Genomic DNA, 25,584 nt, shown 5'->3' with positions numbered 1-25,584 from the left:
TCTACAGTTCCCCTTGAAGACGAACACTCGCGCGCAATCTCTCGAGGTAAACGCTGACCTCGGCCTGCGCCGCCAGCGCCTCCTGATGGGAGATCGGCTCGAAGCGGAGCCGGCTGCCGAGGCCCGCCTGGCCTATCCGCCACAGATCCGCTTCGACGACGGTCGCGAATTTCGGATAGCCTCCCGACGTCTGCGCGTCCCGCAGCTGGATAATCGGCTGGCCGTTGGGCGGGATCTGTATGACACCGGGCACGATTCCATGGGATCGCTTCTCGATGGGGACGATCGGCTGGACGGGCGGCCCTTCCAGCCGGTAGCCATAACGGTTGCTCTGGGGCGTCACTCTCCAATCGGTGTGCCAGAATAACTGGCGCGCCGCCTCGTCATACCGGTCATATTCGCCGGCGATGATGACGCGGATACGGCGCGCCCCGGAGGCGAGGGTCCGCTGTCGCAGAGCGATATCCGCCGGCTCGGCCCCCAGTTCACCGGCGTCATCTGGAGATTCAGAGCGGTCGCAGGGCAGGATATCCCCCGGCTGAAGGGCGCGACCGTGAAAGCCGCCGAATTCTCCCCGCAACTGGGTGCTGCGTGACCCCAGCACCAAGGGGACATCAATGCCGCCGGCAACGGTGAGATAGCTGCGCGCGCCCCGGGACATGGCCTTGAGGACCAGGATGTCGCCGGCGTGAGCGCATGCCCGCCACCATGGCGGAAGCAGGCGTCCGTTGAGCTCGGCGCCACCGTCGGCGCCGGTCAATGCGAAGGCCGCATCGGCATTGAAACGCAGCTTGAAAGGCGCGAAAGCGATCTCCACGCCGGCGGCATTCTCGTCGTTGCCGAGGAGAATATTGCCGGCGCGCAAGGCGATGTCGTCCATCGCGCCGGAGGTGCCCACGCCGAATCGGTATTGGCCGACGCGCCCGAGGTCCTGCACGCTGGCAGGGCCGAGCACGGACAGGATCTCTATCAACGGATCACCCGCTCGATCTTGAAGCGGACCCTGTCTCCAGGGGCGAGGGCCGCGGGAATGGGCCAGGACGGGTCAAAGAACGTCCATCTCGTATGGCCGATGGTGTGCCAGCCGCTCGGCCCCGGCGACGCCGCGACCCCGGTCTGCGATCCGCCGATCGAGACCGAGCCACCCGCCACGCTTTGCAGCGGCGACCTGCGGCGTGGCACGGTGAGGCTGGGATCCATGCCGCCGAGGTAGCAGTAACCAGGGTGGCTGCCCAAGGCGAAGACCACGTAGAGCGGCGCCGCATGACGCGCAACGACCTCGTCGATCGACAGGCCGGTGTGCTCGGCAACGTCGTGGAGCGAGAAACCGAGCTCGCCGCCATAGGTCACGGCCATCTCGACCTCGCGCCCGACAAGTTCGGTCTCGCCTGCCTCGTCCCAGGCATCGCGGAGCGCGTCGACGAATGTGCCGATCGCGCTGGGCGGAGATATGAAGGTCACCATCAGGTTGGTGACGCCCGGAATGGCTTCGCGCACGCCCGGCCAGCCACTGATCAGGGCGGCCAGATTCCAGATCCGCCGTTGCGTCGGCAGGTCCATGGCGCCCGGCGCTTCAAGGAGCACCGCCGTCGTGCCGAGAAGGCTGATGCAGGGGCCGGCGCTGGACATCAGGCTGCCTCTGCCCTGTCGCGCAGCCAATGCTCAAGATAATGAATAGCATAGCCGCCCTGGCGGAAGACGGGATCGTCGAGAAGCGCCTTATGCAGCGGCAGGTTCGTGTCAATGCCCTCGACGCGCATCTCCGACAGCGCGACGCGCGCGCGAGAGAGAGCCTCCGCGCGATCCCCGCCATGGACGATCAGCTTGCCGATGAGCGAGTCATAGTATCGGGGAACGCTACCGCCGGCCACCATGTGGGAATCGACGCGGACGCCGATGCCGCCCGGCACGTCCCAGCACGTCGCGACTCCAGGTGACGGCGCGAAGGTGAAGGGGTTTTCCGCGTTAATGCGAAACTCGATCGCGTGCCCCCGGGGTGCGATATCCCTCTGGGAAAATGACAGCCGCTCGCCCTGGGCGACGCGGATCTGCTCCTTGACGATATCGATGCCGGTCACCGCCTCGGTCACCGGGTGCTCGACCTGGATGCGCGTGTTCATCTCTATGAAGAAGAACGCATTTTCCTCGTAAAGAAATTCAAATGTGCCGGCGCCGCGATAGCCGATGCGACGGCACGCCTCGACACAGGTCTCCCCGACACGTTGCAGGAGCGCGCGATCGATCCCGGGTGCTGGCGCTTCCTCCACGACTTTCTGGTTGCGTCGCTGGAGCGAGCAATCGCGGTCACCCAGCCAGATGGCATTGCCATGGCTGTCACACAGAACCTGGATTTCGATGTGGCGCGGGTTCTCCAGAAACTTCTCGATATAGACATCGGGATTTCCAAAGGCCTGGCGCGCCTCCTCGCGCGTCAAAGGCAGAGCTTCAGCGAGCTCGGACTCCTGACGCACGATCCGCATGCCGCGCCCACCGCCGCCGCCGGCTGCCTTGATGATCACAGGGTATCCGATCTCCCGCGCGATGTCGGCGACGTCATTCGCCTCATCGGGCAACGCACCGTCCGGCCCCGGGACACAGGGCACGCCCGCGCCACGCATAGCCCGCTTGGCGGCGACCTTGTCGCCCATGGTCCGGATGCAATCGGCCGGTGGGCCGATGAAGGTCAGCCCCGCCGCGGCCACCTTGTCCGCGAAGGCGGCATTCTCCGACAGGAAGCCGTATCCGGGATGGATGGCCCCGGCGCCGCTGACCTCTGCGGCGAGCAGGATAGCGGCGGAATTGAGATAGGTCCTGCCAGCCGGTGCCGGGCCGATGCAGAGCGCCTGATCCGCCAGTTGCACATAGCGTGCGTCCCTGTCCGCCTCGGAGTGGATCACAACAGTCTTTAGCCCCAGCGCCCGGCAGGCACGCTGAATGCGAAGGGCGATCTCCCCGCGATTGGCGATCAGAATTGTGTCGAACATCTTTGGGCTCGCATTATTCGGCTCGCAGTTCTCAAGGCCCGATCCTGCCCGCAGCCTGGAGCGATCGGGCTATACGCGATCAACGTCCGCCGGCTGCGGGCCGATGCGAAACAACGGCTGCCCGGCCTCGACCTCCGCACCATTGTCGGCCAGCACGGCCAGCACGGTTCCGCTGGCCTCCGCCTCCACACCGATGAACGTCTTCATCGCCTCGATGATGCAGATTTTCTGGCCGGCTTCGACAGGCGAGCCGACCTCGGCGAATGGCGCCGCGCCGGGCGCGGATGCGCGGTGGAAAATGCCGTGCATGGGCGCCTGGACGATCGTCTCCGTGGCCGCGCGCGCCGTTTGTGGCGCTGGCTCAGATGAGACCTCCGCGGCGGTGGTGACCGGAGCACTTTCACGAGCTCTTTCGGCGCTGTGTGAGACGGCAGCCGTGTCGCCGGCTGACGCGTATCTCCATATTCTGACGCGGGTTCCGTCCCGGCTCACATCAAGTTCCGCGATGCGTGACCGCGAGACCAGATCAATCAGTTCTGCAATTTGGGCAAGGTCCACGGACAGTCTCTGCGATAAAGGCGATACGGAGAGGCAATGGATCACGTCACGAGGTGGTCGGTGTCTTCCTTTGGGCAAAGTTCAGTCCACCGACGACTTGTTGGGTGGGCAAAACCTCCATGAAAGCAACATTCATGCGGGCGGGTGCATCGACGACGAAGGCGATGGCATTGGCAAGATCTTCGGGCTGCAAAGAATCGTAATCGTCGAAAAAGCGACGCTTCGCTTCGGCGAGATCCCCGAGCAGTCGACCAAAGACTTCTGTTTCCACGCGGGCAGGAGATATTTCCGTAACCCGCACGTTCTTCCCGAAAAGATCAACCCGCAACTGCTGCGACAGCGAATGGACACCCGCCTTCGTCGCGTGATAAACTGTGTTTCCGCCCGGAAAGGCGTAGTGCCCGGCAATCGAGGAGATGTTGATGACATGACCACGGTTGCGCTGCGCCATCCCCGGCACGACGAGGCGCGTGAGATGCAGGACCGCTCGCAGATTGATGTCGACCAGCGCGTCGACATCCTCGGGTGTGGTGTCAAGAATGTTTCCCCGCCGTGACTGGCCGGCATTATTGACGAGAACATCGATCTCGATGGCGTCGATAAGGCGCTCGACTGCGGCGCTGTCTCCGACGTCCACCGGATGCGGTTTACATCCGGTCTCGGCTGCCAGTTCTTCCAGCCGCTCGGCATTGCGGGCGACGGCATGAACCGTCAAGCCTTCGGCGCATAGCCGGCGTACGGTGGCGGCGCCGATCCCGGAGGATGCGCCCGTCACCAATGCCGTTCGATAATCCGAAAAAGCCATCGCGACGGCTCCCTGTGCATATGCCGGCCTTCCCATCCGTGACAGCGCGGTGAACCTGCCAGTGGACGGGATTGCTCTCGATATCAATTCCTCGAATAGCTATAGGACGCGGCGTGCGGCGAGCGCTAAGAAGATTTCGCTCTAGAGCCATAGGTTTGGTGTATAACGTTTTCTAAGCCTGCGCGTGGAGAAGGCCGGATTGGAAACTCGACGTCTAGAAGCTTTTGTGAAGGTGGTCGACCTCGGTAGCGTGACGAGCGCAGCTAAGGTTTTGAACGTTGCCCAACCGGCGTTGAGTCAGCAGATCGCCAGCCTGGAAGCCGAATTCAAGCGTCAGCTACTCGTGAGGAGCACGCGTGGCGTCATGCCCACGGAAGCGGGCCGGACGCTCTATCGCTATGCGAAATCCATCCAGCGGCAGATCGATGAAGCCCGGCGCAGCGTACTCGACAGTGAGCAGGAGCTCTCAGGCAACGTAACCATAGGCCTTGCGCCTCTCAGCTCCGCGACCTTGTTCGGGCCGCCTCTGCTGACGCAGCTGCGCCGGCGCCATCCCGGTATCATCCTGCACATCTTCGACAGCTTTGGTGTCACACTCAGCGAACTCATGCTCAAAGGTAGCATGGACATAGCCATCCTTTATGGCGACCGTTCAGTGCGTGGTCTCGACTACAAGCCTCTTGTGATGGAAGAGTTCTACTTGGTTGCACCACGCGATATATTCTCCTCCGAGCTATGGGCGCAAGATATCCGGCCCGAGGAATTGGCAAAGATCGACTTGATGCTGCCTTCACGCGAGTCGTTCCTGCGGCAGGCGATAGAGCGGGTTTGCGCTGAAGTTGGCGAGCGCTTGCGCATCGTGGCGGAAATCCAATCCCGCTCGACATTGTCATCTGCAATGATGGCGGGCGTGGGCGCGACGGTGCTTCCGAAAACAGTCGCGCAAGCCTTGCCGAATTTTGAGCAGCTCGGCCTTCGACGGATCGATTCGCCTGCTGCGTCTTTGCAGATGTCGCTCTGCATATCGGACTATGCTCGCCTGTCGGATGCGGCATTTGCTGTCTACAATATACTTTTGGAAACGATCGCGCTGTTCAAAGACGATATTTCGCCTCACAGCATGGACCCGGAGGCGTTTCTCGCCGAGTAGATCTGAAGGCGCGCGACGCCACGCCCCAGCGTGGCGTCCCCCCATAACGAAATCCAATACCTCAATCAGAAAATATGGATTTGTCCCCTGGATGTCGGGCTGACTAAGTAGCGTGACGTGTGATCAATTCGCGCCATCCTTGGGAGGAACCATGGCTCACGTCATCAGAAACTTCGAGCGGCCTGCTGCGGAACTTGTCGAACGGATCAAGCAGTTTCCGCCGTCGACGCTGCACGAGGCGCAGGGGCGTTCCGGCGCGCTGACTTCACGCATCAAGCCGATTTATCCGGGCATGCGCGCTTGCGGTCCGGCTTTTACCGTCAGCTGCCACCCTGGCGACAACATGATGCTGATAACCGCGATCTCGCTTGCAAGCCCTGGCGACATTCTCGTAGTGAGCGCGGGCGACCACCCGGAGCAAGGTGGTTTTGGAGAGGTTCTATCGACCGCCTGCATGGCAAAGGGCATCGTCGGCCTTGTGACGGACGCGGGTGTCCGTGACGGGCCCGCCATTCATGCGCGCGGCTTCAACGTTTTTTGTTATGGCCTGTGCATGAAGGGCACGGTCAAGGAAACGCTCGGTTTCATCAACCACCCCATCGTGATCGGCGGGGTTGCCGTCCGTCCGGGCGACATCGTCAGCGCCGATGACGACGGGGTTGTCGTTGTGCCATGGGAGACTATCGCCGACGTCACGGCCAAGTCCCGCGCGCGCGAGGACAAGGAGGCCGAGGTGATGAAGGCTCTGGAAGCCGGAGGAGATATTCTGGAATTGTCCGGCATCGGCAAGGTCCTGCAAGCTAAGGGCTGCGCCTTCGCCTGAGCGGGTGTGATGGAATGAGGGGCGAGGCGCTCAAGTCGCGCGCCGCGCCTGCCTGGGGACGGAGAGGTCTTTCATAGGACCTGCGTTAAGGGCCGAATGGGGTCTCTTCGTCGCATTGTCTTGAGCATTGCCTCGGCGACCTCATCAATGGGGCAAGCAGGTGCCTCGACAGAGGGATGAAGGGACGCCTCTCATTCTCTTCAAGCATCCACTGCTTCAAGCCAAATCGATGCCTGATGCTCTATTGTGGTGGCTGTACACGCTACAGCTGTGCGGAGTTTGGCCCTTGGAGACGCGGCGCCTTCAGTCCTTCATCAAGATTGTCGATACCGGCAGCATCACACGTGCTGCTGACGCCTTGAACATTGCGCAACCCGCATTGAGCCAGCAACTCGCCGCTTTGGAAGTCCATTTCCGACAACAGTTGCTTATTCGTGGGCCACAAGGCGTTACATTGACGGAGGCCGGCAGGACGCTCTACCGGCACGCGCAAGTCATCCTGAGGCAACTCGACCAAGCCTATTCAGACGTCAGCGTTTCCCGCTATACCGTCTCAGGAAAGGTCTCGATCGGCGTTGCACCCTATAGCAGCGGCATGCGACTTTCCGTGCCGCTGTTGAAGGCGGTTCGCAGCGAGCTGCCCGGCGTGCGATTGCATATCGTGGACAGCTTCGGACAAGCCTATAGCGAACTCGTCATCAACGGCAGGCTCGACCTTGCAGTGATCCATGGTGCGGGCCCGATCAAGGGCGCGCGCTTCAAGCCCATCATGACCGAACGTTTCTGCTTGATCTCGCCGGCGACGTCCGGTTGGCAGCAAGGCGAGCCCGTTTCCGTTGAGCAACTGGCCGACATTCCCATGCTGCTTCCTCCCATCTACAACTTCGTACGACGGGCCGTCGAACTGGCCTTCACCCGGAACGGCACACCGCTCAATCTCATTGCTGAGGTGGAATCGCTGATCACTCTTGCGCAAAGCGTGAACGAGGGCATTGCCGCGACGATTCTACCCGCTGCCTTCGCGCGGGATATGCAGCTCAACGACCAAACGACCGTGAATCCAATCGTTGCCCCGACTATCGAGGAAACATTGTCCATCTGCACGCCGGACAACAATCCCCTGTCAGAACCAGCGGAAGCTGTGCGCCAAATACTTGAGAAGCTCACTTGCAGGTTGAGTGAATCACTGGATCAAGAGCAAACCGATATCATAGGAAAACATGCTGACTGATCGCGCTGGCGAAGGCGGTTTCCGCGATATCCGCACAGGCCGTCATCTCGCCATTTTACTTTTGTTCCTATGTTGCAATCGCCAAGCATTCTAACCGTATCTGCACTGCCGCCGGTGCTTTTCCATTGCCGGCCAGTTTCGCCATCAACGATGCCATACGGCATCTCGTTACAACTCGGCGATACGGTCGGACTGCCGCCGTCAATTTTTCCATCTCTCGGAGTAATTCATGCACATTCTCATCATCGGCGCGGCCGGCATGGTCGGCCGCAAGCTGACCAACCGGCTGGTCGCTGACGCGCAGCTTGGTGAAGCGCCCATTACCCGGCTGACGTTGCATGATGTGATCGAACCGGCCCGAGTCGAGGCGTCTTTCACCATGGAGACGAGGGCGTCCGACTTCTCTGCCGCCGGGGAAGCCAAGCGGCTGTTGGCGGACAAGCCGGATCTCATCTTCCACCTCGCGGCCATCGTATCGGGAGAGGCCGAGGACGACTTCGACAAAGGCTACCGCATCAACCTGAACGGTACATGGTCACTCTTCGAGGAAATCCGTGCGCTCAACAGAGCCAGCGCCGGCGCTTACAAGCCGCGCGTGGTCTTCACCTCGTCGACAGGCGTGTTCGGCGGCCCCTATCCTCCGCGCATCATGGATGAGTTCCTTCAGGCTCCGCTGACCTCCTATGGAACCCAGAAGGCTATCGGTGAGCTCCTGCTCGCCGACTACACGCGCAAGGGCTTTTTCGACGGCATCGGCATTCGCCTGCCTACCATCTGCGTGCGTCCTGGCAAGCCCAACAAGGCGGCGTCAGGCTTCTTCTCCAGCATCATCCGCGAACCTCTTGCGGGGCTTGAGGCTGTGCTGCCTGTTTCGGAAGATGTGCGGCACTGGCATGCGTCTCCCCGTTCGGCCGTCGCCTTCCTCCTGCACGCGGCGACCATCAATGGGGACGCCGTGGGCCCCCGGCGCACGCTCAGCATGCCCGGTGTCTCATGCACCGTTGGCGAGCAGATCGAGGCCCTGCGCAACATCGCGGGCGACGCCGTCGTCGCGCGCATCCGCCGGGAGCCCGACGAGAAGATCATCCGGATCGTTGATGGTTGGCCACGGGATTTCGATGCGCGCCGCGCGCTGTCTCTTGGCTTCAAGGCCGAGAGCAACTTCGAAGACATCATCCGCATTCACATCGCAGATGAACTTCGCGGCTGATCCATCGGTAATAATAAGCCCCCGAGATCATCTCGCGGGGGCTTATTCCTGGAAAGACGGCCGCAGGTCCATCACGCCAGCAATGCCGTCGCCGGAGTAATGGTGCCGCCGCCCTGTTCGATGACACGGCGGACCGTGGCCGCGAGATCGACGGCGCCGGGCGTGTCGCTGTGGACGAGAATGGAGCGGGCCTCAATCTTGATCGACTGGCCCTCGATGGTCTCTATCGTTCCGCTGTCGAGAAAGCGCTGAACACGCTTCGCCACTGCATCCGGTGACGTGATGACCGAGTTGCGGAGTTTCCGGGACACGAGATTGGCGTCCGCATCATAGGCGCGGTCTGCCAGGAACATCGTAAGAACCCGCAAGCCCGCGGCCTGAGCGGCCCGCACGATCTCCATATCCGGCATGGAGAACACGATGAGATCGCGATCGACGGCAGCGATCGCCCGTGCGACGAGATCCGCCATGTCGGGATCGGCATTGACCATGTTGCCCATGGCCGCATGGAAGCTGACATGGGTGACGCGATGGCCGGCGTTCAGGGCAATCGCTTGCAAAGCACCGATCTGGTAGACCATGTGCTTCTCGATCTCCGTGGCATCCATCTGGATGACGCGACGTCCGAAGCCCAGGAGATCGGGCAGGCCGGGATGCGCACCGATGCCCACACCCTTCGCCTTGGCCATGCGCACCGTGCGATCCATGATAAGGGGATCACCAGCGTGAAAGCCGCATGCGATATTGGCGGACGAGACGATGTTCATCAGAGCCTCGTCGTCGCCAATGCGATAGGGCCCGAAGCCCTCACCCATATCCGAATTGACATCGATCTTCATCGTTGATCCAGCTCCCAGAACATAAATCGATAGCCGCCTCAAAGCGCCCGGTAGAGCGCACTCGTTGTGCCAACGCGCGCAAGGTAGTTTTCGACCGGATCCATCGCGGCGACGGCCTCGCGGTAGCTCACACCCTTGAAGGTCACGAATGATCCCGGCTTCGCCTGCCCAAGCCGCCAGAGGTCGGCTTGTACGACGGCGGCGATCTTCGGATAGCCGCCCGCCGTGTTTGCATCGCTCATCTGGACAATAGGTTCGCCCGCCGGTGGCACCTGTATGACGCCCGGAACCACGCCGTGAGAGCGCATCTCGACGGGCTCTGGCAGCAAGAGTTTCGGCCCCGCGAGGCGATAGCCGCCGCGATCGCTTTGCATGCCGATTTTCCAGAGCGTCGACCAGAACAGGTCTTGCATCGCCGTGGGGAACAGGTCGTATTCACCGGCGCGCAGCGCGCGCACCTGCAAAGCCTTTCCGTCGACCGGCGCAGGAATCGCGATGTCCGGCGGCTCGGCACCGAAGCCCACACGTCCCTCGGTGGGGGCCGCCGCCGAGCAGAGCGGAAGCGCGTCACCCGCCATCAGCGGACGGCCCTCGAAGCCGCCAAACCCGGACCGCAAATGCGTGCTGCGCGAACCCAGGATCAGCGGCAGATCAAGGCCGCCGCGAAAGGTAATATAGCCGCGCGCACCCCGTTTTGGTGCGTTGAGCTGAAGTACATCTCCAGCCTTGGCCTGAGCACACCACCACGGCGGCAAGGATACCTCCCCGAGCCTCGCCATGCAGTCGGCCCCCGTGACTGCGAACGCGCAATCGATGGTGAAACGGATCCGGAAAGGAAAGGTCTGCACCTCGATGCACGCGGCGTTCTCGTCATTGCCCAGAAGCGTATTGCCGACCGTCAGCGCGAGGGGATCCATGACGCCGGACGTGCTGACACCGAAGCGGCGCACGCCGACACGACCCTTGTCCTGAACGGTGTTGAGCGCGAAGCTCGTCAGCACTTCAATCACAGCTCGATCCGATCGATCCTGAACTTGACTTGATCGCCCGGCAGCATCAGCGACGGGTTGTCGCTCAGGGGATCGAACATTGGCAGCGACGCCCAGCCGATGGCATTCCAGCCATTGGGGCTCGTCACCACCGCCACGCCGGTCTGCATGCCGCCGATGGTGACGGAACCGGCGCGCATGTTCAGCGAAGGCACCGACTTCCGCGGCATGAAGATGCGCGGATCAAGACCATGGAGATATCCGAAGCCGGGCGAACTGGCGATGGCACAGACCGTATACTCGCCCCCGCTGTGGATGCGGATGACATCTCGCTCCGATAGCCGGGTGCGTGCCGCCACCGCGGGCAGGTCAAACCCGGCTTCGCCGCCGTAGATCACCGGTATCTCAATGAGCTTGCCTGAGATGTCCCTGCACGGCAGATTATGCCAGAGTTCGACGATGGCTGCGCTCAACCCGTCAAGAGCTTCAGGCGGCTGATCGAATATCAGCATGAGATTGGTGACACCCGGAACAGCCTCCTGAACATTCGGCCAGGATGAGACAATATCCGCCAAAGCCCAGATGCGGCTCTGTTGCTCAATTGTGAATTCACCCGGTGCCTCCACCAGCAGAGCCAGGGTGCCGATGGAGCTGATCTTCGGATCCTTCGCAATCGTTGCGATGAAGGGTGCGAGGGCAGCATGGTCGGTCAACAAGATATTTCTCCGATTCCGGCTGTCTTTCGAGGAGCCTCCGGCTGGAGCAACCTAGATAAATGATGCTGCGCGTTCCAAGAGGTTGTGGTTCTACGGGCATAAGTCGCGTCGATGACACGCCCCGTGGCTTTCATTGAGCTTGACGACAGGGCGAAGAGGGAGGGTGTAACGCAATGTGCCAACCATTCCCCGATCAGATCCTCTATGGGTTCGGAATAACGTGATTACTGGAGGCGTCCCAGCGCGCGACGACCTCGTCACCAACGGTATGGCGCAGCCCTGTGGTGTGAAGCTGGTTTTGCTCGAAAGCAATGAGCTGCTGGCCACCCTGGGTCCTCAAGTAATAATGGCTTATGAACCCGCGGTAGATCACCTGCTCGACACGCGCCGCCACGACATTGGGACGGTCCGCCACCTCAAGGCCATTCGCCTTCTCGACGGTGATCGCTTCCGGGCGGATGGAAACGGTCACATCCGAGGAGGCCATCGACGGCATGCTGTCGACCTGAAGCCTAATCCCCGATTTGGCTGCGACAAGCCCGCCGGCGCCCTCACGCCGCTCGACAGCACCCTCGAACATGTTAGAAACGCCGATGAAGCTAGCGACGAATTTCGAAACGGGGCGTTGGTAAATCTCGGTCGCAGAGCCGACCTGCTCAAGATTTCCAGCCCGCATGACAACGATCTTGTCGGCCATTGTCAGGGCTTCATCCTGATCGTGGGTGACCATGATCGTCGTCAGGCCGAGACGTTGCTGCAAGGCTCGCAATTCGACCTGCATGCTCTCGCGCAGCCCTTTGTCGAGCGCACCGAGCGGCTCGTCAAGCAACAGCATCGCCGGCTCGATGACCAGCGCCCGCCCCAGTGCAACGCGCTGTTGCTGGCCGCCTGAGAGCTGGGCCGGATAACGGCCCCCAAAAGACGAAAGCTGCACCAGGGTGAGCGCTTCCGCGACCCTGGCCTTCGCCGCCGCCTTTTTGATGCCCCGCATCTCGAGGCCGAAGGCAATGTTCTCCTCGACCGTGAGATGCGGAAACAGCGCATAATTCTGGAACAACATGCCGATGTTCCGGCGATGGACCGGAACATGCGTGATATCAGCATTGTTGACGAATATTCCACCTGAAGTGGGGCGGATAAGCCCGGCGATCATGCGCAGGCAGGTGGTCTTTCCACATCCGCTTGGACCGAGCAGCGCGATCATGCTGCCCGGTTCAATCTTCAGCGAAACATTGTCGACCGCCGTCAAGCGGTGGTATTGCTTGCTGATATTCTCAAGCCTGACTTCGGCCGACTTCATGACATCCACTCAGCTTGTGAACAACTGGTTGTAGCGCTCGAGCCACGGACCCCGGCGTGGGACGATATAGTTCCAGTCCGGCGTGAACAACCCGAGTTCTGTGGCTTTGGTATCGGGGTAGGCCAAGAACTTTGCGACTTCCGGCTTGAACTCGATACCGCTGACTGACGGCGCGCTCAAGGTCTGCTCCGCCAGCATCTTGGCCACGGACGGCTCGAGAATGCGATTGATGAAGGCGGCGCCCAGTTCGGGCTCCGGTGCATTCTTGACCATCGTGATGCTGTTGATGCCTGTGAAGGATCCTTCCTTGGGGAAGGTCATGTCGAGCGGAACGCCCTTGGCAGTATGCGGATAGACGGCCTTGGAGTATTCGATACCGCCGATAGCCGCCTGGCCCTGGGCGACCTGCAGCACCTGTGCCTCGCTGTCGTAAATCGTCAGAATGTTTGGCTTGAGCGTCGCCAGCTTGTCCCAGCCGCTGTCGACCAGATACTGCGCCTCCTTGAGGGGCTTGCCCGTCGCCAAGGCGGTCGCGACGATGAGCATCAGGATGCTCTGCGTGTTCTTCGGTGTATTCAGCAATATCTGCTTGCGGTACTTCGGATCGAATATTTCTTCGTAGCTCTGGATAGGCTTGGTAACCTGCGGGTTGATAAAGAGCGCCGCGCTCGATATAGCGAAGCCCACGCCAAAGCCGTCCTCGAAAATATAGCGCTTGTAGACCTTTTCCAGATTCGGAATCTTGGCGGGATCGAGCTTGTCGATCAGGCCTTCCTGCTTGGCTTGCGGAATGCCGACGTCGTCCATCGACATGACGCTGAAGCGTGGGGCATCCCGCGTGGCGCGCAACGCGGCGATATTGGCGAGCGTCGCGCCCTCGGTCGTGAAGACCCGGCACTTGTACTCCGCCTCGAATTTGGGAATGACTTCTTTTTGGATGAGTTTGCCTTGTGCCGAATTATAAACGCCGACATGCAGCTGCTTGGCCTGCGCCGACGCGCGGCTGATGATCGTCGGAAAGACAGCCGCAGCCGCTCCTGCTTTCATAAGATTTCTGCGTGTAAAGGTCATTATAAGTTCCCCATCATTATAAATAGTATTTGAGCGAGGCGAATTTTCAACACCCTGGTAAATCCAGGTATATTTCTTGTCCTACTAGACCGGTGTATCGTTAGGACCCGCGTCGATCCTATACGGTTAGGGCTCGCCGCAGGCCAACCAAGCGCTCCAGCACCAGCACACCGGCCATCGCGAAGAGAATGATGATCGTCGACATCGCTGGAACCGATGGATCGAAGACATTGACCAGTTGGCGCATGAGGACAAGCGGCACAGGCGAATACTCCGAGTTCGCCAGCCACATGGAAATCGGGTAATTGTCAAAAGAGACCATGAAAGCGAACAGCCCGCCGGCAGCAACGCCAGAGGCGATCTGTGGCAACGTCACCCGCCAGAACGTGCGCATGCGGCTCGCGCCCAGCGTCCGTGCGGCGTCCTCGAGATTCTCGTCGACCAGCAGCAGGCTGCTCAAAACCGTGCGGATAACATAGGGCGCTGTCACAACGATATGGCCGATCAGAAGGTTCAGACGCGCATCCTCGGAACCCAGCCTGGACAAGACCTGCAATAGGGCCAAGCCCGTGACAAGTGCCGGAAAGATCAGCGGCGAGAGCAGGAAGCCCGTGATCGCCGCCGCGCCGAAGAAGTCGCCGCGCACGAGCGCGAAGGCCGCGGGGACACCCAGGAGAAGCGAACCTATGGTGGCGCCGAGCGCGAGCAGGATGCTCAATTGCATCGCGTCTATGAAGTCCCGATCCTGCAGCACCTTGGCGTACCATTTCAAGGTGAAGCCCTCGGGTGGAAAGGTGACGAAGTACGAATCCGAGACCGATACGGCCATCACCAGCAATAGAGGCGACAGGATGAAGATCATCATGGCGATCGTTATCGCATAGAGGATCCAGGCTCCTGGGCCGGAAAAGCGCTCGTCCATCAGGCCGGCCTCCTCAGGCGGCGGCCCTCAAGGAGCCACATTGAAAACCCGTTCACCGCAAAGACGACGGCAACAAGGATGAGGGCGATCGCCGCGCCGAAGGGCCAGTCGTAGACCACGAATATCTGTTGCTCGATGAGATTTCCAAGCATGATGGCTGAAGCGCCGCCCAATATCGCGGGGATAACGAAGGATCCGGCGGTGAGCGAAAAGACGATCGTGAAACCCGCAACGAATCCTGGGAGGCTGAGCGGAAGCGTCACCCGAAGGAATACCTTCCACCAGGGCGCGCCAAGCATGCGTGCGGCGTCCTCGAGATTGGGATCTATTTTTCCCAAAGCCGAAGCGAGCGGCAAAACCATCATCGGATAGAATACATGCAGGGAGCCGATGATGACCGCTGCCTCGGTATAGAGAATGGACAGGGGCGCATCGACGATCCCGAGGCTCATCAGAAGCCAATTCAGGAGGCCCTTCGGCCCGTTCGTCAGGATGAGCTGCCAGCCGTAGCCGCGCACGACCACACTGACGATCAAGGGGGCGATGACGATGAGGGTGATGATCCGCGTCACCATCGGCCGACTTTTGACCATCACGATCGCGACCGGATAGGCCAGAATCGTAGCAATCAACGATGTGATGACGCTCATGCGAAGCGTATTCCAGAATACGCGTGCATAGAGATCTACGTTGAGCAGGCGCGTATAGTGCTCCAAGGTATAGGGTGGGCCGACTATCCCCTGACTGTTCTGCGTCTGAATGCTGGAGAACAGCAGACGCAGCGCGGGATAGAAGAAGAAATAGGCGAGGAAGGCCAGCATTGGTATCATCAAATAACTGGCCGATAACCGGAGACCGAACGCCGGCGCCCGCCCGCGGGGCTGAGTGATTGAGGAATCAATCTCAGCGGCCATCACCGGATGCCCTCGGCGAAAACGGATTGAAATGGTCGCTCAAATCTACCTCCCGTGAACGACAACCTCTAGACCTTCCGCCAAGCGGCTGCAGTGACTGAATGGTCCGCCCAAACGAATCATCGCAGACGCGCGATGCGCCACAATGATGTTCAGCAAATGGCTCATAGCCAATACTAATACGCGTCAGATCGCCTGGGCCGAGTGTGGCGACCGAACCCCTCACTTTTGCAATAGCTTAGGCGGCACCCCTCTTCTGCGCCAAGACGATCTTCGTTTAGGGTCATCGTTGCGCCTTATGGCTTATGGACCGGAACGCGCCTGATCAAGCTGGGGTTGGTCAGCCGAACCCAGGATTGATGGCCGAGCCAGTCCGATCCACGATGGCCCTATGACGACAAGCCAGCGCAGAGCTGAGCAATGCGGAGACATCCCTCTTTCAGCGAGTCAATATCCGTCGCATAGGAAATGCGAAAGTGGGGGCTCATGCCATAGGCGCTACCCGGTACCGCGGCGACATGAGCTTCCTCCAACAAAGCAGACACGAAGTCCGTGTCCGTCTCGATAGCGCGACCGCCCGCTGTCGTCTTGCCGATACAGCTGGCGATGTTCGGATAGACGTAGAATGCGCCCTCGGGCTTGTGGCAGGTGATGCCGGGGATCGCATTGAGCAATTCCACGACGAGATCGCGACGGGCCTGATAGATCGTGGCGCGCTCCTTCAGAAGGTCTTGGGGCCCGTCCAGCACCGCGACCGCTGCCGCCTGACTGACGGTTGTAATGCCCCCCGTCGCCTGTCCATGCACATTGTTCATGACGTCGATCAAGGACTTCGGGCCTCCGCAATAGCCCACGCGCCACCCCGTCATCGCATAAGCCTTCGAGACCCCGTTCACCGTCAGGACGCGGTCCCGCAACGCGGGTTCGACCTCCGCCAAAGTGCAGAACTTGAAGCCGTCATAGGTCAGATGTTCATAGATGTCGTCGGTGAGGATCAAGACATGCGGATGCCTGAGCAGGACCTCGGCGATCGCCCGCATCTCGTCCCGCGTGCACGCTGCGCCGGTCGGGTTATTGGGGAAGTTTAGGATCAGCCATTTCGTTCGGGGCGTGATGGCTGCCTCGATATCCTCCGGGCGCAGCTTGAACCCGTTATTCTCCGGGCAGGGAACGGGAATCGGGGTTGCCTCGGCGAGATAGGCGATATCCGCATAGGTAATCCAGCCCGGCGATGGGATGATGACCTCGTCGCCAGGATTGCAGGTGGCAAGCAGCGCGTTGAAGATGATCTGCTTGCCACCGTTGGCGACGAGGATTTCCCCGATCGCATAATCGAGATTGTTGTCGCGCTTGAACTTGCGCTGGATGGCCGCGCGCAACGCGGGCGTTCCGGGTTGGGGCGGATACTTCGTGTCACCGGCAAGCGCTGCCTTATGGGCGGCCTCGATCGCGTGGAGAGGGGTTGGAAAGTCAGGCTCGCCGGAGGACAAGCTGATGATCCCGATCCCTTGCGCGCGCAGTTCGCGCGCCTTGTCAGTCATCGCCGCTGAGGCGGACACTTTCACGTTTCTAAGGCGGTCTGCAGACATCAGCATCAGTATTCCAATCGTTTATGCTATACTGTGAGTTTGAGCCCCCCTTAGACGGCGCGCCTGGCAAACTGCAGACCGCCGACGACTTGACAGGTCGGCGTCACTTCCAGAGTTGCCACATTCATGCGTTCCGGGGCCTTGATGGCGAAGATCAACAGGTCGGCGATATCCGACGGCTGCAAGGTTTCAAACGATGTCGTGAGTCGCGCGCTGTCATCCGGCGCGACTTTGGCGTGGGCGAAGACATTGGTGGCCACGCGGCCCGGCGCGATCTCGGTGACGCGCACGCTCTTGCCTAGCAGATCCACCCGCAACTGCTGCGATAGCAAATGGATACCGGCCTTTGTCGCATGGTAGGCGATTGAGGAGTTGAAGGTCGTCTCGTTCTCACCAAAAGCATAAAGCCCGGCGATGGAGGAAATATTGACGACATGGCCACGGTTACGCTCGCCCATGCCAGGTACAATAAGGCGCGTGAGATGAAGAACCGCGCGCAGGTTGATATCGACCAGCGTGTTTACATCTCCGGGTGTCGTTTCGAGAATAGTGCCGCGCCTTGACTGTCCAGCATTATTGACGAGGATATCAACGTCGATGGACTTCACTAGGCGTTCGACTGCGAAGCTGTCGCACACATCCAACGCGTGTGGTTCGCAGCCTGTCTCCGCAGCGAGCTCTGCGAGGCGAGCGGCGTTCCGCGCAACAGCGTGAACAGTCAAGCCCTCAGCGCATAGCCGGCGCACCGCGGTGGCCCCGATCCCGGATGAGGCACCCGTCACGAGCGCCATGCGATAATCCGAAAAAGCCATGCGTTACGTTCCCCGCGCCCACGCCAGTCAGGCAAGCGCCGTGCTTGTCTCTGGGGCCACGTTAGGAGGGCGATCCTGCAGCGCATACTAGCTATTTGATCTGCCCTCATAAGGAGGGGCGATGCGGCGCTGGTCGGTGCAGCGGTTTCAAGCGGGGGCGGGCTATAAGCGCATCGGATGGCGACAGAGCGAATTGCTCTTAGCTCCGCCGGGCAGCACCTCCTAGTTTTGTTGCCAATACAGAATGAAATACGAACGAGGAGCGGCATATGCTGGCTGTCGACAACCGCATCGTCATGGTATCAGGCGCCTCGCGCGGCATCGGACGGGCGGTGGTGGAGCTTCTGCTCGCCTCCGGTTTTCGTGTGTCCGCCGGGATGCGCGATCCCTCGCGGCTGGCGGAGACCGATCGCCTCATGACACATGCTTACGAGGCCGAGGATCCCGACAACCCGCGCACCTGGGTCGCAGCAACGGTCGCCCGGTGGGGCGGGGTGGACGCCCTCGTCAATTCCGCCGGGATCAACCCCAAGGTCAGGGTGTCGGATCCGGAGGAAGATGCGCTCGATCAGATGTGGCGGATCAATGTGAAGGGGCCCCTCAGGCTTGTGCGCGCCGCTCTGCCCCATCTGGAGGTCTGCGGCCATGGGCGGGTCGTCAATCTTGGGTCGCTTGCCGGAAAGCGAGTGGGCTCCAACGTGGGCTACGCCATGACCAAGTTCGCGGTCGTCGCGCTCACCCACGGCATCCGGCGGGAAGGCCGGGCGGCGGGTATTCGTGCGACGGTGATCTGCCCCGGTTATGTGGCGACGGACATGACACTTGCGGACGATGAGATTCCGCGTCACGATATGAGTTCGCCTGAAGATCTGGCGCAACTGGTGCAGACCGCACTGCTGCTACCTAATAATGCCGCCGTATCAGAGCTTCTGGTCCATTGTCAGTTTGAACCGACCCTTTGATGAAATGGTATCAAGGGCTGACTACAATTAAGTTCTGATCAACAGACGCCCGGCTTCAACGGCGTTGAGAACCGGGCTCCGCTTTGTATGGATACTCAGAGCATTGGCTCAAACTGGGAGTGAACGAGCAACTCCGAAACCGCAGCGTTGTTGGGTAAGTTAAGTACGGTCTCAACTACAGCCGCTATGTCATCAGGCAGCCCTGAAGGTGCCGCTGCGTTGGTCGACGCACTAACCTCACATCCAGCGCAAATCCTGTTGCCGCCGTCACTTTGTCAGCTCGTTCCGCAGCTACTCGAACGTGTAGCCGCTGGAGTGCCCACAACTGGCATCAAGTCTCGGCTTGCGATGGCGCTATCGGAATTTCTCCGTATCACCGCGGACGAGATCCCGGAGCCGATCGCGATTCCGGCACTTCAGGTGGCTGCGATCCTCTTAGAAGACAAGCGGTCGTCATCTATCGGCGAGTTCGGCGAGGCTGCACGTTACGTGCTTTCGGCGATCTAAACTTGCGCCAAACGTGTTGCGTCCCGAAATGGCGCAGCGTCACGGCTCGGTGACGCGCACACTCTCTCTCGAGGCCGGGGCACTGCCGTCGATGCGATGGAAGCCGGAAGGCTCTCGCGTAGGTCTGGAAGCCGACCTTCACGCGGCGACAATGTGTTCACGCTAAGCCGCGTAAGCATCGCAAGGGGCACGGCAACACCCGAAACCGAAGCCTACTTGTTACCCAGGAAATCGAGCTCGCATTGACGTTGGACGCAGTCGGTATCGGCGTTCGTCCCGTTCTTCTGGGCGCGCGTTTATCCGTTGCGATCCTGCCGAACGTGGCTGCAAGCGGACATGCCGCGGCCAGGGCACCGCCAAGAATGCGGACATCACCATTCTTACCGCCAGAGTTGGGGGTTGGCCCGAATCGGTCGACGGTCGCGGGGACAAGGCCACCGCGAAAGTCCGACTTTTACGAGGGCGTTTTGCGGCGGAACGGCTTGAAGACTTCAGGACATCACAAGACTGACCCAGCTTTCAGACGGCCACGAAACCGCCGTCGACGAGTAGTTCCTCGCCGCCGACAAAGCTGCTTTCGTCCGATGCCAGAAACAGAACCGCCTTGGCGACTTCTTCGGTCCGGGCGAGCCTGCCGAACGGAATGGTTTGCTTCATCCAGTCTTCCGCACCAGCATTGTTCTGAAGATAGGTCTGCATTGCCGGTGTCAGGACCATGCCGGGCGAAACGACGTTCACACGGATGCCCTGGCTTTTGAGATCGGTCGTCCACGTTCGTGCGAACGAGCGGATCGCCGCCTTCGTCGCGCTATAGATGGACAGGTTGCCAAAGCCTTTGCTGCCTGCCCCCGATCCAGTCATCACCACAGCCCCTCCAGCAGACATCAGCGGGAGGGCCTTTTGCACCGTGAAGACAATGCTCTTCACGTTGATGCCGAAGACGCGGTCGAAATGGTCCTCTTCAATGGAACCAATGGCGGCAGACTCGGACACGCCGGCATTGGCGAATACGACGTCCACACGGCCGTGATCACGCTTTATGTCTGCATAGAGCCTGTCGAGATCTGCAAGACTGCTGACATCGCCTTGAACGCCCACAGCGCCGTTGCCGATTTCCTCAAGCGCCTCGGCCAACCGTTCTTGCCGACGTCCGGTGACGTACACATGGGCACCTTCTGCGGCGAACGACTTGGCGGCTGCCAAGCCTATGCCGTCCGTTCCGCCCGTGATCACCACGACCTTGTCCTCAAATCGCTTCATCATGTCATTGGCCCGCCCGCGCAAGAAGTGGAGGATTGCTCCAGTTATTATATGGAGGTATTCTCCACTTACAAGTCATGGTGAGGCAGATTCCTTGGCTGACGAAACGCCATTGCGCGCCGATGCGCAGCTCAACAAGGAGCGAATCCTCGCGGCAGCGGAGGACATCTTTGCAGAGCGAGGCGCCGGTGCCTCATTGGACGACGTCGCAAGGAGCGCCGGGGTTGGGATCGGGACGCTCTATCGCCGCTTCCCAACACGGGAAGACCTTCTGGCCGCGACGTATAGCGCCCGGTTCTTGGTATTGGCTGAGAGGAGCCGTGCCAGATCAGTTCATCTTGCACCCTCACACGCCTTGCGCGCTTACCTTGAAGAACTCGTCCAATATACAAATATTTATCGAGGTTTTTCGGCTTCCCTCGGGACAGTTCTACAGATTGGAACGCCCGGATGTGTCGCAACCAGTGAGGAAGGTGCCCGACTTTTGCATGCGGCGCAGGAGGCGAAAGCTGTTAGGCCTGATATCAGCTTCAAAGACATCGTTTGCGTTGTGACCGCAATTTCACTCGCTACAGAGCAAGACAGCTCACCACAAGCGCGCATCGCTCATCTGGTAGCCATCTTTATGAATGGGATCGTCGAGCGCTCAAACTCCTGCGATGATCGCGGTAGGCGCATTGATGTCGTCAAGGGATAGCATGATAGCCATCTGCCTTCGGGAAAAACGCCAGAGCGGACTTTGGCTGCGGCGCGCAAATTTGCAGCCAAATGCGCAATATTGCCGCCGTTCGATGCGCAGACGCCGGCACCAATTGCCGCATAATGCTGAATATCTTCATAATTGTCAGAGTCTTCTCACTTTCTCATCGCACTCATCGTCGGTCTCTGCCCGCCATATCGGCAAAACGGCCAACATCGCGAAAGGCTTCCGCCGGTTTCCCTCCAAATCCCCCTTCCCTGCTCCGCGTTGATGACCCGCATGGTTGTGGGCCAATCCGTCGCGGCCGCGATCGGACGAGCTTGGTTAGGCAGGTCAGGTGGCTCGCTTCGGCTTGTCCCATTTCCCGCGCCTGGCACCCCGTTTGCCCGCCATGTCGACCAGTCGGCGAAACGTCGGACACTCCATATGGGAGGGCGCCGGGCAATCAGCGACGTGACGCAGCGTATCGCGCAGCGCCACCAATTCGCGGATCTTCCGGTCAATCTCGTCGGCCTTCGCGTGTATCACGGCGCGCGGCAGATTGGGCATACCGTCTCGGTGAAACATTCCTCCGATCTCGCCGAGCGAAAAGCCGGCCGACTTGCCCATCGCAATCAATTTGAGTTGCAACAGGACTTCCGGGGCAAACTGTCGGCGCAAGCCATGGCGTGAAACCGAGGAAATCAGCCCGGCCTCTTCATAGTAGCGAAGCGCCGAGGGCTTGATACCGCTCTTTTCCGCAACCTCTCCAATATCCAGAAATTTCATGCTTGACCTCAAGTCGGCTTGAAGTGGCAGCATGCTCTGCAACGGACATGCAAGCAAGAGGGATTGGCAATGGAACAGGCGGAATCAGTCGTATCGGAGAGTTCCCAGCCAGGCATCACGATCACATCGGCGCTCGCGATGCTGTTGGCCGCGCTCGGCACCAGCATCGCCAATATCGCACTGCCGGCGCTTGCCGAGGCCTTCTCAGCCCCCTTCGCGCAGGTGCAGGCCGTTGTCGTCGCCTATCTCGCGACCCTGACGATCTGCGTGGTGATCGCGGGTCGGCTCGGTGACAGTCGTGGACTGAAGCCCATGCTGGTGGCCGGCCTCGCCATTTTCTCCGCCGCCTCGCTGCTATGCGCAGTCGCTCCGAACCTCTTCCTGCTGATCGCTGCGCGGGCGTTGCAGGGCATTGGCGCGGCATTCCTGATGACGCTCGCCATGGCGCTGATGCGCCAGACCGCGAGCGAGGCGCGTGTCGGGCGGGCCATGGGTCTGCTCGGCACCGTATCGGCGCTGGGCACGGCGCTGGGCCCCTCGCTCGGTGGGCTGCTGATCCCGCTGGCAGGATGGCGCGGCGTCTTCTGGGTACAGGTGCCATTGGCGGCGCTGGCCCTGATACTGGCGATCACCATCCTCCCGGCCGAGCCCGTCAAGCAGAGGGCACCGGCCGTTCGCCTGCGCTCCGTCATGAACCGGAAGCTCGCGCCCAATCTCCTCGTGAATGGCGTGGTCGCGGCCGTCATGATGACGACGCTGGTGGTCGGGCCCTTCTATCTCGGCATCGGGCTTGGTCTGCCGCCGGCGCAGGTCGGCTTCGTCATGGCGGTCGGGCCGGTGATCTCCATCGTCAGCGGCGTACCGTCCGGGCGACTGGTGGATGCCTGGGGCAGCAATCGCATGCTCGCCATCGGCCTTGCCCTCCTCGCGACCGGCGCGTTCCTGCTGGCCCTTCTGCCGAACGGCATCGGCGTGGCCGGCTATGTGCTCTCCATCATGGTGCTGACGCCTGGCTATCAGCTCTTCCAGGCCGCCAATAACACCGCCGCGCTGGCCGACGTCACCAAGGACCGGCGCGGCACGGTGTCCGGATTGCTCGGCCTGTCACGCAATATCGGACTAATCGCCGGGGCATCCGCCATGGGGGGCGTCTTCGCCATCGGCGTGGGGTCGGAAGAATTGGCGCGCGCGACTGCCTCGGCTATCGCAGCGGGGATGCGGCTGACCTTCCTGCTGGCTGGCACCATGATGCTTGTCGCCATCGGCATTGCGTTCGTAGATCGTAAGCCCACCAAACGCCCACCCTGACGCTGCAATGACCGCCATGACTTGCGAAACCGTCGCGGCCCCCTCGATTCCGACATAAATCCACCAGCGTTGTTCGGGATCATCAAGTGATGCAGGTGATCGTCGCCGGGGCCTGATTGGCGCGCGCGCCGAGCCTTGTTCTCGGTCCAGCATCAAGCTCTTGCAGTTGAATGGCGTGAGGTGCCTGATCAACGCTCGGGCGATTCCCGCTGTCGCACGTTCCTTTCACGATTGCCGCTGAGACCTCATGTCCTTTTCCGATTCCGTCTATCGCCCCTTCGAGACGCTCGTCCATCCGCTCGATATTCCCGCAACGCCCCTGCCCTCGAGCGGTCCTTTCGCGCTTCTCAGACATTTCGCCGCGCTGTTCCGCGGCGTGCTTGTCGCCGTCGCGTTGCTCATGATCGCCGTCGAGGGCATCAATCTCGCGACCATCTGGGGTATTTCCTTCGTCGTCGATGGCGTGACCGCCAGCGGTGCGGCCGCTTTCCTGGATAAGGAGTGGCCGACGCTGGCCCTTCTTGGGGTTTTGATTTTTCCCCTTCTGCCGGTGCTGATCTTCCTGGGCAACACGCTGAACTCGCAAGCCGTCGCGGTGTGCATGCCAGCCGCCATCCAGTGGCAGGGCCATAAGGCGGTGGAGCGTCAGGACCTCGCCTTCTTCCACGACCTGTTCGCCGGACAGGTCGCGGCACGCATTGCCCAGGTCGCCTCGGCGGTGCAGCAGCAGATCGTGGTGGCCTTCTACCAGATACCGCTCTTCCTGGTGCAGTTCGTCGGGTCATTAGCGCTGCTTGGCGCATTGTGCTGGCCGCTGGCGCTGCCGGTCTTCGTCTGGATCGTCGGCAACATCGCCCTCGCCGTTGTCGCCGTACCCCATTTTTCCGAGCGTTCGCGCCGGACGGCCCGGGCGCGCAGCCTCATCGTCGGCGCCATGACCGACGTCTACAGCAACATCCAGATGGTGAAGCTGTTCGCGGCTGAAGACAGCGAAGCAGGCGCGATGCGGACCTTCATGGCGACCGCCATCGAGACCCAGCAGCGCGAGAGGCGGGTCCATCTGACGACGGACACGGCCGTCATTTTGCTCAACACCCTGCTTGTGCTCGCCAATTTTGCCATCGGCTTCTGGGGCCTTGTTGCCGGCTTCGTGACGATCGGCCAATTCGTCGCCTCGATCGCCATTGTGCAGCGCCTCAGCGCCAATTCCCGCGCCTTCCTCCAGATGGGGCAGCAGATCTTCCAGGCGGTTGGCACGATCCGCGACGCGATGCCGGTGGTGACGACCCCGCCCACCATCATCGATGCTCCCGACGCCCAACCGCTCAGGGTCACCGCGGGCGAGGTCGAATTCCGCAACGTCCATTTCGCCTATCGACAGGGACAGGCCGTCATCGAAGACCTCTCGCTCACCGTCCGCGCCGGCGAGAAGGTCGGACTGGTCGGCCTCTCCGGCGCGGGTAAATCGACCCTTGTCAGCCTGCTGCTGCGGTTCTTCGAACTGAAGGACGGCACGATCCTGATCGACGGGCAGGACATCCGCTCCGTCACCCAGGCGAGCCTCAGGGAGAGCATCGGCGTCGTCACCCAGGAGGTCTCGCTGCTGCATCGCTCGGTCGGCGACAACATCCGCTACGGGCGCCCCAGCGCCTCGCCGGCGGAGATCCGGCATGCGGCCGTGCTTGCCGAAGCCGACGGCTTCATCACCCCGTTGAAAGACGGGGAAGGCCGCACCGGCTACGAGGCTTTCGTCGGGGATCGGGGCGTCAAGCTTTCGGGCGGACAGCGTCAGCGCGTCGCGATTGCCCGCGTGCTGCTCAAGGACGCGCCTATCCTCATTCTGGATGAGGCGACTTCGGCGCTGGACAGCGAAGCCGAGGCGGCGGTTCAGGACAAGCTCACCCTCCTGATGCAAGGCAAGACGGTCATCGCCATTGCCCACCGCCTCTCGACCATCGCCAGCATGGACCGCATCATTGTCGTCGACCGCGGACGCATCGTCGAGGAAGGCACGCCGCAGGCCCTGCTCGAACGCGACGGCCTCTATGCCCGTCTCTGGAAGCGGCAGACCGGCGGCTATATTGCCGACACCGTCGAGGCGATGTGAATCCGGTCCCGTGACAAGGCGGGGGCCGCGAGCGGGCCTTTCGGCCCGCCCCGGAATGA

At 61.1% G+C, this 25,584-nt stretch carries 25 protein-coding genes; 9 read left to right on the top strand and 16 right to left on the bottom strand.

Annotation, left to right across the window (positions count from 1 at the left end; translation table 11 throughout):
- Position 1: 1 nt before the first annotated feature.
- From C7450_RS17340 to C7450_RS17320, 5 genes are all read right to left on the bottom strand, one after another.
- Positions 2-973: a 5-oxoprolinase subunit C family protein gene (locus C7450_RS17340; RefSeq protein ID WP_110375724.1), complete on the bottom strand. Its 972-nt coding sequence runs from the start codon at positions 971-973 to the stop codon at positions 2-4.
- The gene (pxpB, locus tag C7450_RS17335; RefSeq protein WP_110375723.1) at positions 970-1,629 is read right to left on the bottom strand and encodes a 5-oxoprolinase subunit PxpB; all 660 of its coding nucleotides are present in this window, start codon (positions 1,627-1,629) and stop codon (positions 970-972) included. The genes C7450_RS17340 and pxpB (C7450_RS17335) overlap by 4 nt, the downstream gene beginning before the upstream one ends.
- Entirely contained in the window at positions 1,629-2,984 is a 1,356-nt protein-coding gene (accC, locus tag C7450_RS17330; RefSeq protein ID WP_110375722.1) for an acetyl-CoA carboxylase biotin carboxylase subunit, read from the bottom strand. Before accC ends, pxpB (C7450_RS17335) begins: the two co-directional genes overlap by 1 nt.
- Before the next feature lie 69 nt (positions 2,985-3,053).
- Positions 3,054-3,542, bottom strand: a complete 489-nt coding sequence (accB, locus tag C7450_RS17325) for an acetyl-CoA carboxylase biotin carboxyl carrier protein (protein WP_170147286.1) — start codon at positions 3,540-3,542, stop codon at positions 3,054-3,056.
- A 46-nt stretch (positions 3,543-3,588) separates the two neighbouring features.
- Positions 3,589-4,347 carry an SDR family oxidoreductase gene (locus C7450_RS17320; RefSeq protein WP_110375720.1) on the bottom strand — a complete coding sequence of 253 codons (759 nt, stop codon included), beginning with the start codon at positions 4,345-4,347 and terminating at the stop codon, positions 3,589-3,591.
- A gap of 199 nt (positions 4,348-4,546) precedes the next feature.
- Here C7450_RS17320 and C7450_RS17315 point away from each other — a divergent pair, with 199 nt between their 5' ends.
- From C7450_RS17315 to denD, 4 genes are all read left to right on the top strand, one after another.
- Complete coding sequence (locus C7450_RS17315; protein WP_110375719.1) at positions 4,547-5,497, top strand: LysR substrate-binding domain-containing protein; 951 nt, start codon at positions 4,547-4,549, stop codon at positions 5,495-5,497.
- Between the two features lie 151 nt (positions 5,498-5,648).
- Complete coding sequence (locus C7450_RS17310; RefSeq protein ID WP_110375718.1) at positions 5,649-6,320, top strand: 4-carboxy-4-hydroxy-2-oxoadipate aldolase/oxaloacetate decarboxylase; 672 nt, start codon at positions 5,649-5,651, stop codon at positions 6,318-6,320.
- Between the two features lie 286 nt (positions 6,321-6,606).
- Positions 6,607-7,551, top strand: coding sequence for a LysR substrate-binding domain-containing protein (locus C7450_RS17305; RefSeq protein WP_110375717.1), 945 nt, complete (start codon positions 6,607-6,609; stop codon positions 7,549-7,551).
- A 229-nt stretch (positions 7,552-7,780) separates the two neighbouring features.
- Positions 7,781-8,761, top strand: coding sequence for a D-erythronate dehydrogenase (gene denD / locus C7450_RS17300; protein ID WP_110375716.1), 981 nt, complete (start codon positions 7,781-7,783; stop codon positions 8,759-8,761).
- A 71-nt stretch (positions 8,762-8,832) separates the two neighbouring features.
- Here denD and C7450_RS17295 read toward each other — a convergent pair whose 3' ends face one another.
- The 9 genes from C7450_RS17295 to C7450_RS17255 all read right to left on the bottom strand — a co-directional run bounded on the left by C7450_RS17295 (position 8,833) and on the right by C7450_RS17255 (position 17,913).
- Positions 8,833-9,600 (bottom strand): LamB/YcsF family protein, encoded by a 768-nt coding sequence (locus C7450_RS17295; protein ID WP_110375715.1) that lies wholly within the window; start codon positions 9,598-9,600, stop codon positions 8,833-8,835.
- Between the two features lie 38 nt (positions 9,601-9,638).
- Positions 9,639-10,610 carry a 5-oxoprolinase subunit C family protein gene (locus tag C7450_RS17290; RefSeq protein ID WP_110375714.1) on the bottom strand — a complete coding sequence of 324 codons (972 nt, stop codon included), beginning with the start codon at positions 10,608-10,610 and terminating at the stop codon, positions 9,639-9,641.
- A complete protein-coding gene (gene pxpB / locus C7450_RS17285; protein WP_245449863.1) occupies positions 10,607-11,305 on the bottom strand; it encodes a 5-oxoprolinase subunit PxpB in 699 nt (232 codons plus the stop codon). Before pxpB (C7450_RS17285) ends, C7450_RS17290 begins: the two co-directional genes overlap by 4 nt.
- Positions 11,306-11,507: 202 nt before the next feature.
- Positions 11,508-12,605, bottom strand: coding sequence for an ABC transporter ATP-binding protein (locus C7450_RS17280; RefSeq protein WP_110375712.1), 1,098 nt, complete (start codon positions 12,603-12,605; stop codon positions 11,508-11,510).
- A gap of 9 nt (positions 12,606-12,614) precedes the next feature.
- A complete protein-coding gene (locus C7450_RS17275; RefSeq protein WP_245449861.1) occupies positions 12,615-13,652 on the bottom strand; it encodes an extracellular solute-binding protein in 1,038 nt (345 codons plus the stop codon).
- A 142-nt stretch (positions 13,653-13,794) separates the two neighbouring features.
- Positions 13,795-14,598, bottom strand: a complete 804-nt coding sequence (locus C7450_RS17270) for an ABC transporter permease (protein WP_110375710.1) — start codon at positions 14,596-14,598, stop codon at positions 13,795-13,797.
- Positions 14,598-15,419 (bottom strand): ABC transporter permease, encoded by an 822-nt coding sequence (locus C7450_RS17265; protein WP_245449859.1) that lies wholly within the window; start codon positions 15,417-15,419, stop codon positions 14,598-14,600. Before C7450_RS17265 ends, C7450_RS17270 begins: the two co-directional genes overlap by 1 nt.
- 482 nt (positions 15,420-15,901) lie before the next feature.
- On the bottom strand, positions 15,902-17,107 hold the full coding sequence (locus C7450_RS17260; protein ID WP_110375708.1) for a pyridoxal phosphate-dependent aminotransferase: 1,206 nt from the start codon (positions 17,105-17,107) through the stop codon (positions 15,902-15,904).
- A gap of 44 nt (positions 17,108-17,151) precedes the next feature.
- Positions 17,152-17,913 carry an SDR family oxidoreductase gene (locus C7450_RS17255; RefSeq protein ID WP_110375707.1) on the bottom strand — a complete coding sequence of 254 codons (762 nt, stop codon included), beginning with the start codon at positions 17,911-17,913 and terminating at the stop codon, positions 17,152-17,154.
- Positions 17,914-18,182: 269 nt separating this feature from the next.
- Here C7450_RS17255 and C7450_RS17250 point away from each other — a divergent pair, with 269 nt between their 5' ends.
- Complete coding sequence (locus C7450_RS17250; RefSeq protein ID WP_110375706.1) at positions 18,183-18,875, top strand: SDR family NAD(P)-dependent oxidoreductase; 693 nt, start codon at positions 18,183-18,185, stop codon at positions 18,873-18,875.
- Between the two features lie 219 nt (positions 18,876-19,094).
- Positions 19,095-19,382 carry a hypothetical protein gene (locus tag C7450_RS33595; RefSeq protein WP_146227376.1) on the top strand — a complete coding sequence of 96 codons (288 nt, stop codon included), beginning with the start codon at positions 19,095-19,097 and terminating at the stop codon, positions 19,380-19,382.
- A gap of 519 nt (positions 19,383-19,901) precedes the next feature.
- Here the strand turns inward: C7450_RS33595 and C7450_RS17240 are convergent.
- Positions 19,902-20,645 (bottom strand): SDR family NAD(P)-dependent oxidoreductase, encoded by a 744-nt coding sequence (locus C7450_RS17240; protein WP_110375705.1) that lies wholly within the window; start codon positions 20,643-20,645, stop codon positions 19,902-19,904.
- 91 nt (positions 20,646-20,736) lie between these two features.
- Here C7450_RS17240 and C7450_RS17235 point away from each other — a divergent pair, with 91 nt between their 5' ends.
- A complete protein-coding gene (locus tag C7450_RS17235) occupies positions 20,737-21,339 on the top strand; it encodes a TetR/AcrR family transcriptional regulator (RefSeq protein ID WP_110375704.1) in 603 nt (200 codons plus the stop codon).
- Positions 21,340-21,675: 336 nt separating this feature from the next.
- On the opposite strand, the gene C7450_RS17230 is transcribed toward C7450_RS17235, so the two are convergent.
- A complete protein-coding gene (locus C7450_RS17230) occupies positions 21,676-22,110 on the bottom strand; it encodes a helix-turn-helix domain-containing protein (RefSeq protein WP_110375703.1) in 435 nt (144 codons plus the stop codon).
- Positions 22,111-22,179: 69 nt separating this feature from the next.
- Here C7450_RS17230 and C7450_RS17225 point away from each other — a divergent pair, with 69 nt between their 5' ends.
- Positions 22,180-23,418: an MFS transporter gene (locus tag C7450_RS17225; RefSeq protein WP_110375702.1), complete on the top strand. Its 1,239-nt coding sequence runs from the start codon at positions 22,180-22,182 to the stop codon at positions 23,416-23,418.
- Positions 23,419-23,665: 247 nt separating this feature from the next.
- Positions 23,666-25,525, top strand: coding sequence for an ABC transporter ATP-binding protein (locus C7450_RS17220; protein ID WP_110375701.1), 1,860 nt, complete (start codon positions 23,666-23,668; stop codon positions 25,523-25,525).
- The last annotated feature ends 59 nt before the right edge of the window (positions 25,526-25,584 follow it).

The sequence above is a fragment of the Chelatococcus asaccharovorans genome, from assembly GCF_003201475.1.
GTDB classification, from domain to species: domain Bacteria; phylum Pseudomonadota; class Alphaproteobacteria; order Rhizobiales; family Beijerinckiaceae; genus Chelatococcus; species Chelatococcus asaccharovorans.
The sequence above is the reverse complement of the archived record's forward strand: the minus strand, read 5'-3'. Positions and strand labels throughout refer to the sequence as shown.

Bases quoted from the DNA above. Each gene is read 5' to 3' on its own strand.
- C7450_RS17270 (WP_110375710.1), bottom strand. From the start codon at position 14,598: ATGGACGAGCGCTTTTCCGGCCCAGGAGCCTGGATCCTCTATGCGATA.
- C7450_RS17260 (WP_110375708.1), bottom strand. From the start codon at position 17,107: ATGCTGATGTCTGCAGACCGCCTTAGAAACGTGAAAGTGTCCGCCTCA.
- C7450_RS17275 (WP_245449861.1), bottom strand. From the start codon at position 13,652: ATGAAAGCAGGAGCGGCTGCGGCTGTCTTTCCGACGATCATCAGCCGC.
- C7450_RS17225 (WP_110375702.1), top strand. From the start codon at position 22,180: ATGGAACAGGCGGAATCAGTCGTATCGGAGAGTTCCCAGCCAGGCATC.
- C7450_RS17310 (WP_110375718.1), top strand. From the start codon at position 5,649: ATGGCTCACGTCATCAGAAACTTCGAGCGGCCTGCTGCGGAACTTGTC.
- accC (WP_110375722.1), bottom strand. From the start codon at position 2,984: ATGTTCGACACAATTCTGATCGCCAATCGCGGGGAGATCGCCCTTCGC.
- denD (WP_110375716.1), top strand. From the start codon at position 7,781: ATGCACATTCTCATCATCGGCGCGGCCGGCATGGTCGGCCGCAAGCTG.
- C7450_RS17295 (WP_110375715.1), bottom strand. From the start codon at position 9,600: ATGAAGATCGATGTCAATTCGGATATGGGTGAGGGCTTCGGGCCCTAT.
- C7450_RS17280 (WP_110375712.1), bottom strand. From the start codon at position 12,605: ATGAAGTCGGCCGAAGTCAGGCTTGAGAATATCAGCAAGCAATACCAC.
- C7450_RS17255 (WP_110375707.1), bottom strand. From the start codon at position 17,913: ATGGCTTTTTCGGATTATCGCATGGCGCTCGTGACGGGTGCCTCATCC.
- C7450_RS17220 (WP_110375701.1), top strand. From the start codon at position 23,666: ATGTCCTTTTCCGATTCCGTCTATCGCCCCTTCGAGACGCTCGTCCAT.
- pxpB (WP_110375723.1), bottom strand. From the start codon at position 1,629: ATGTCCAGCGCCGGCCCCTGCATCAGCCTTCTCGGCACGACGGCGGTG.
- C7450_RS17265 (WP_245449859.1), bottom strand. From the start codon at position 15,419: ATGCTGGCCTTCCTCGCCTATTTCTTCTTCTATCCCGCGCTGCGTCTG.
- C7450_RS17240 (WP_110375705.1), bottom strand. From the start codon at position 20,645: ATGATGAAGCGATTTGAGGACAAGGTCGTGGTGATCACGGGCGGAACG.
- C7450_RS17230 (WP_110375703.1), bottom strand. From the start codon at position 22,110: ATGAAATTTCTGGATATTGGAGAGGTTGCGGAAAAGAGCGGTATCAAG.
- C7450_RS17320 (WP_110375720.1), bottom strand. From the start codon at position 4,347: ATGGCTTTTTCGGATTATCGAACGGCATTGGTGACGGGCGCATCCTCC.
- C7450_RS17250 (WP_110375706.1), top strand. From the start codon at position 18,183: ATGCTGGCTGTCGACAACCGCATCGTCATGGTATCAGGCGCCTCGCGC.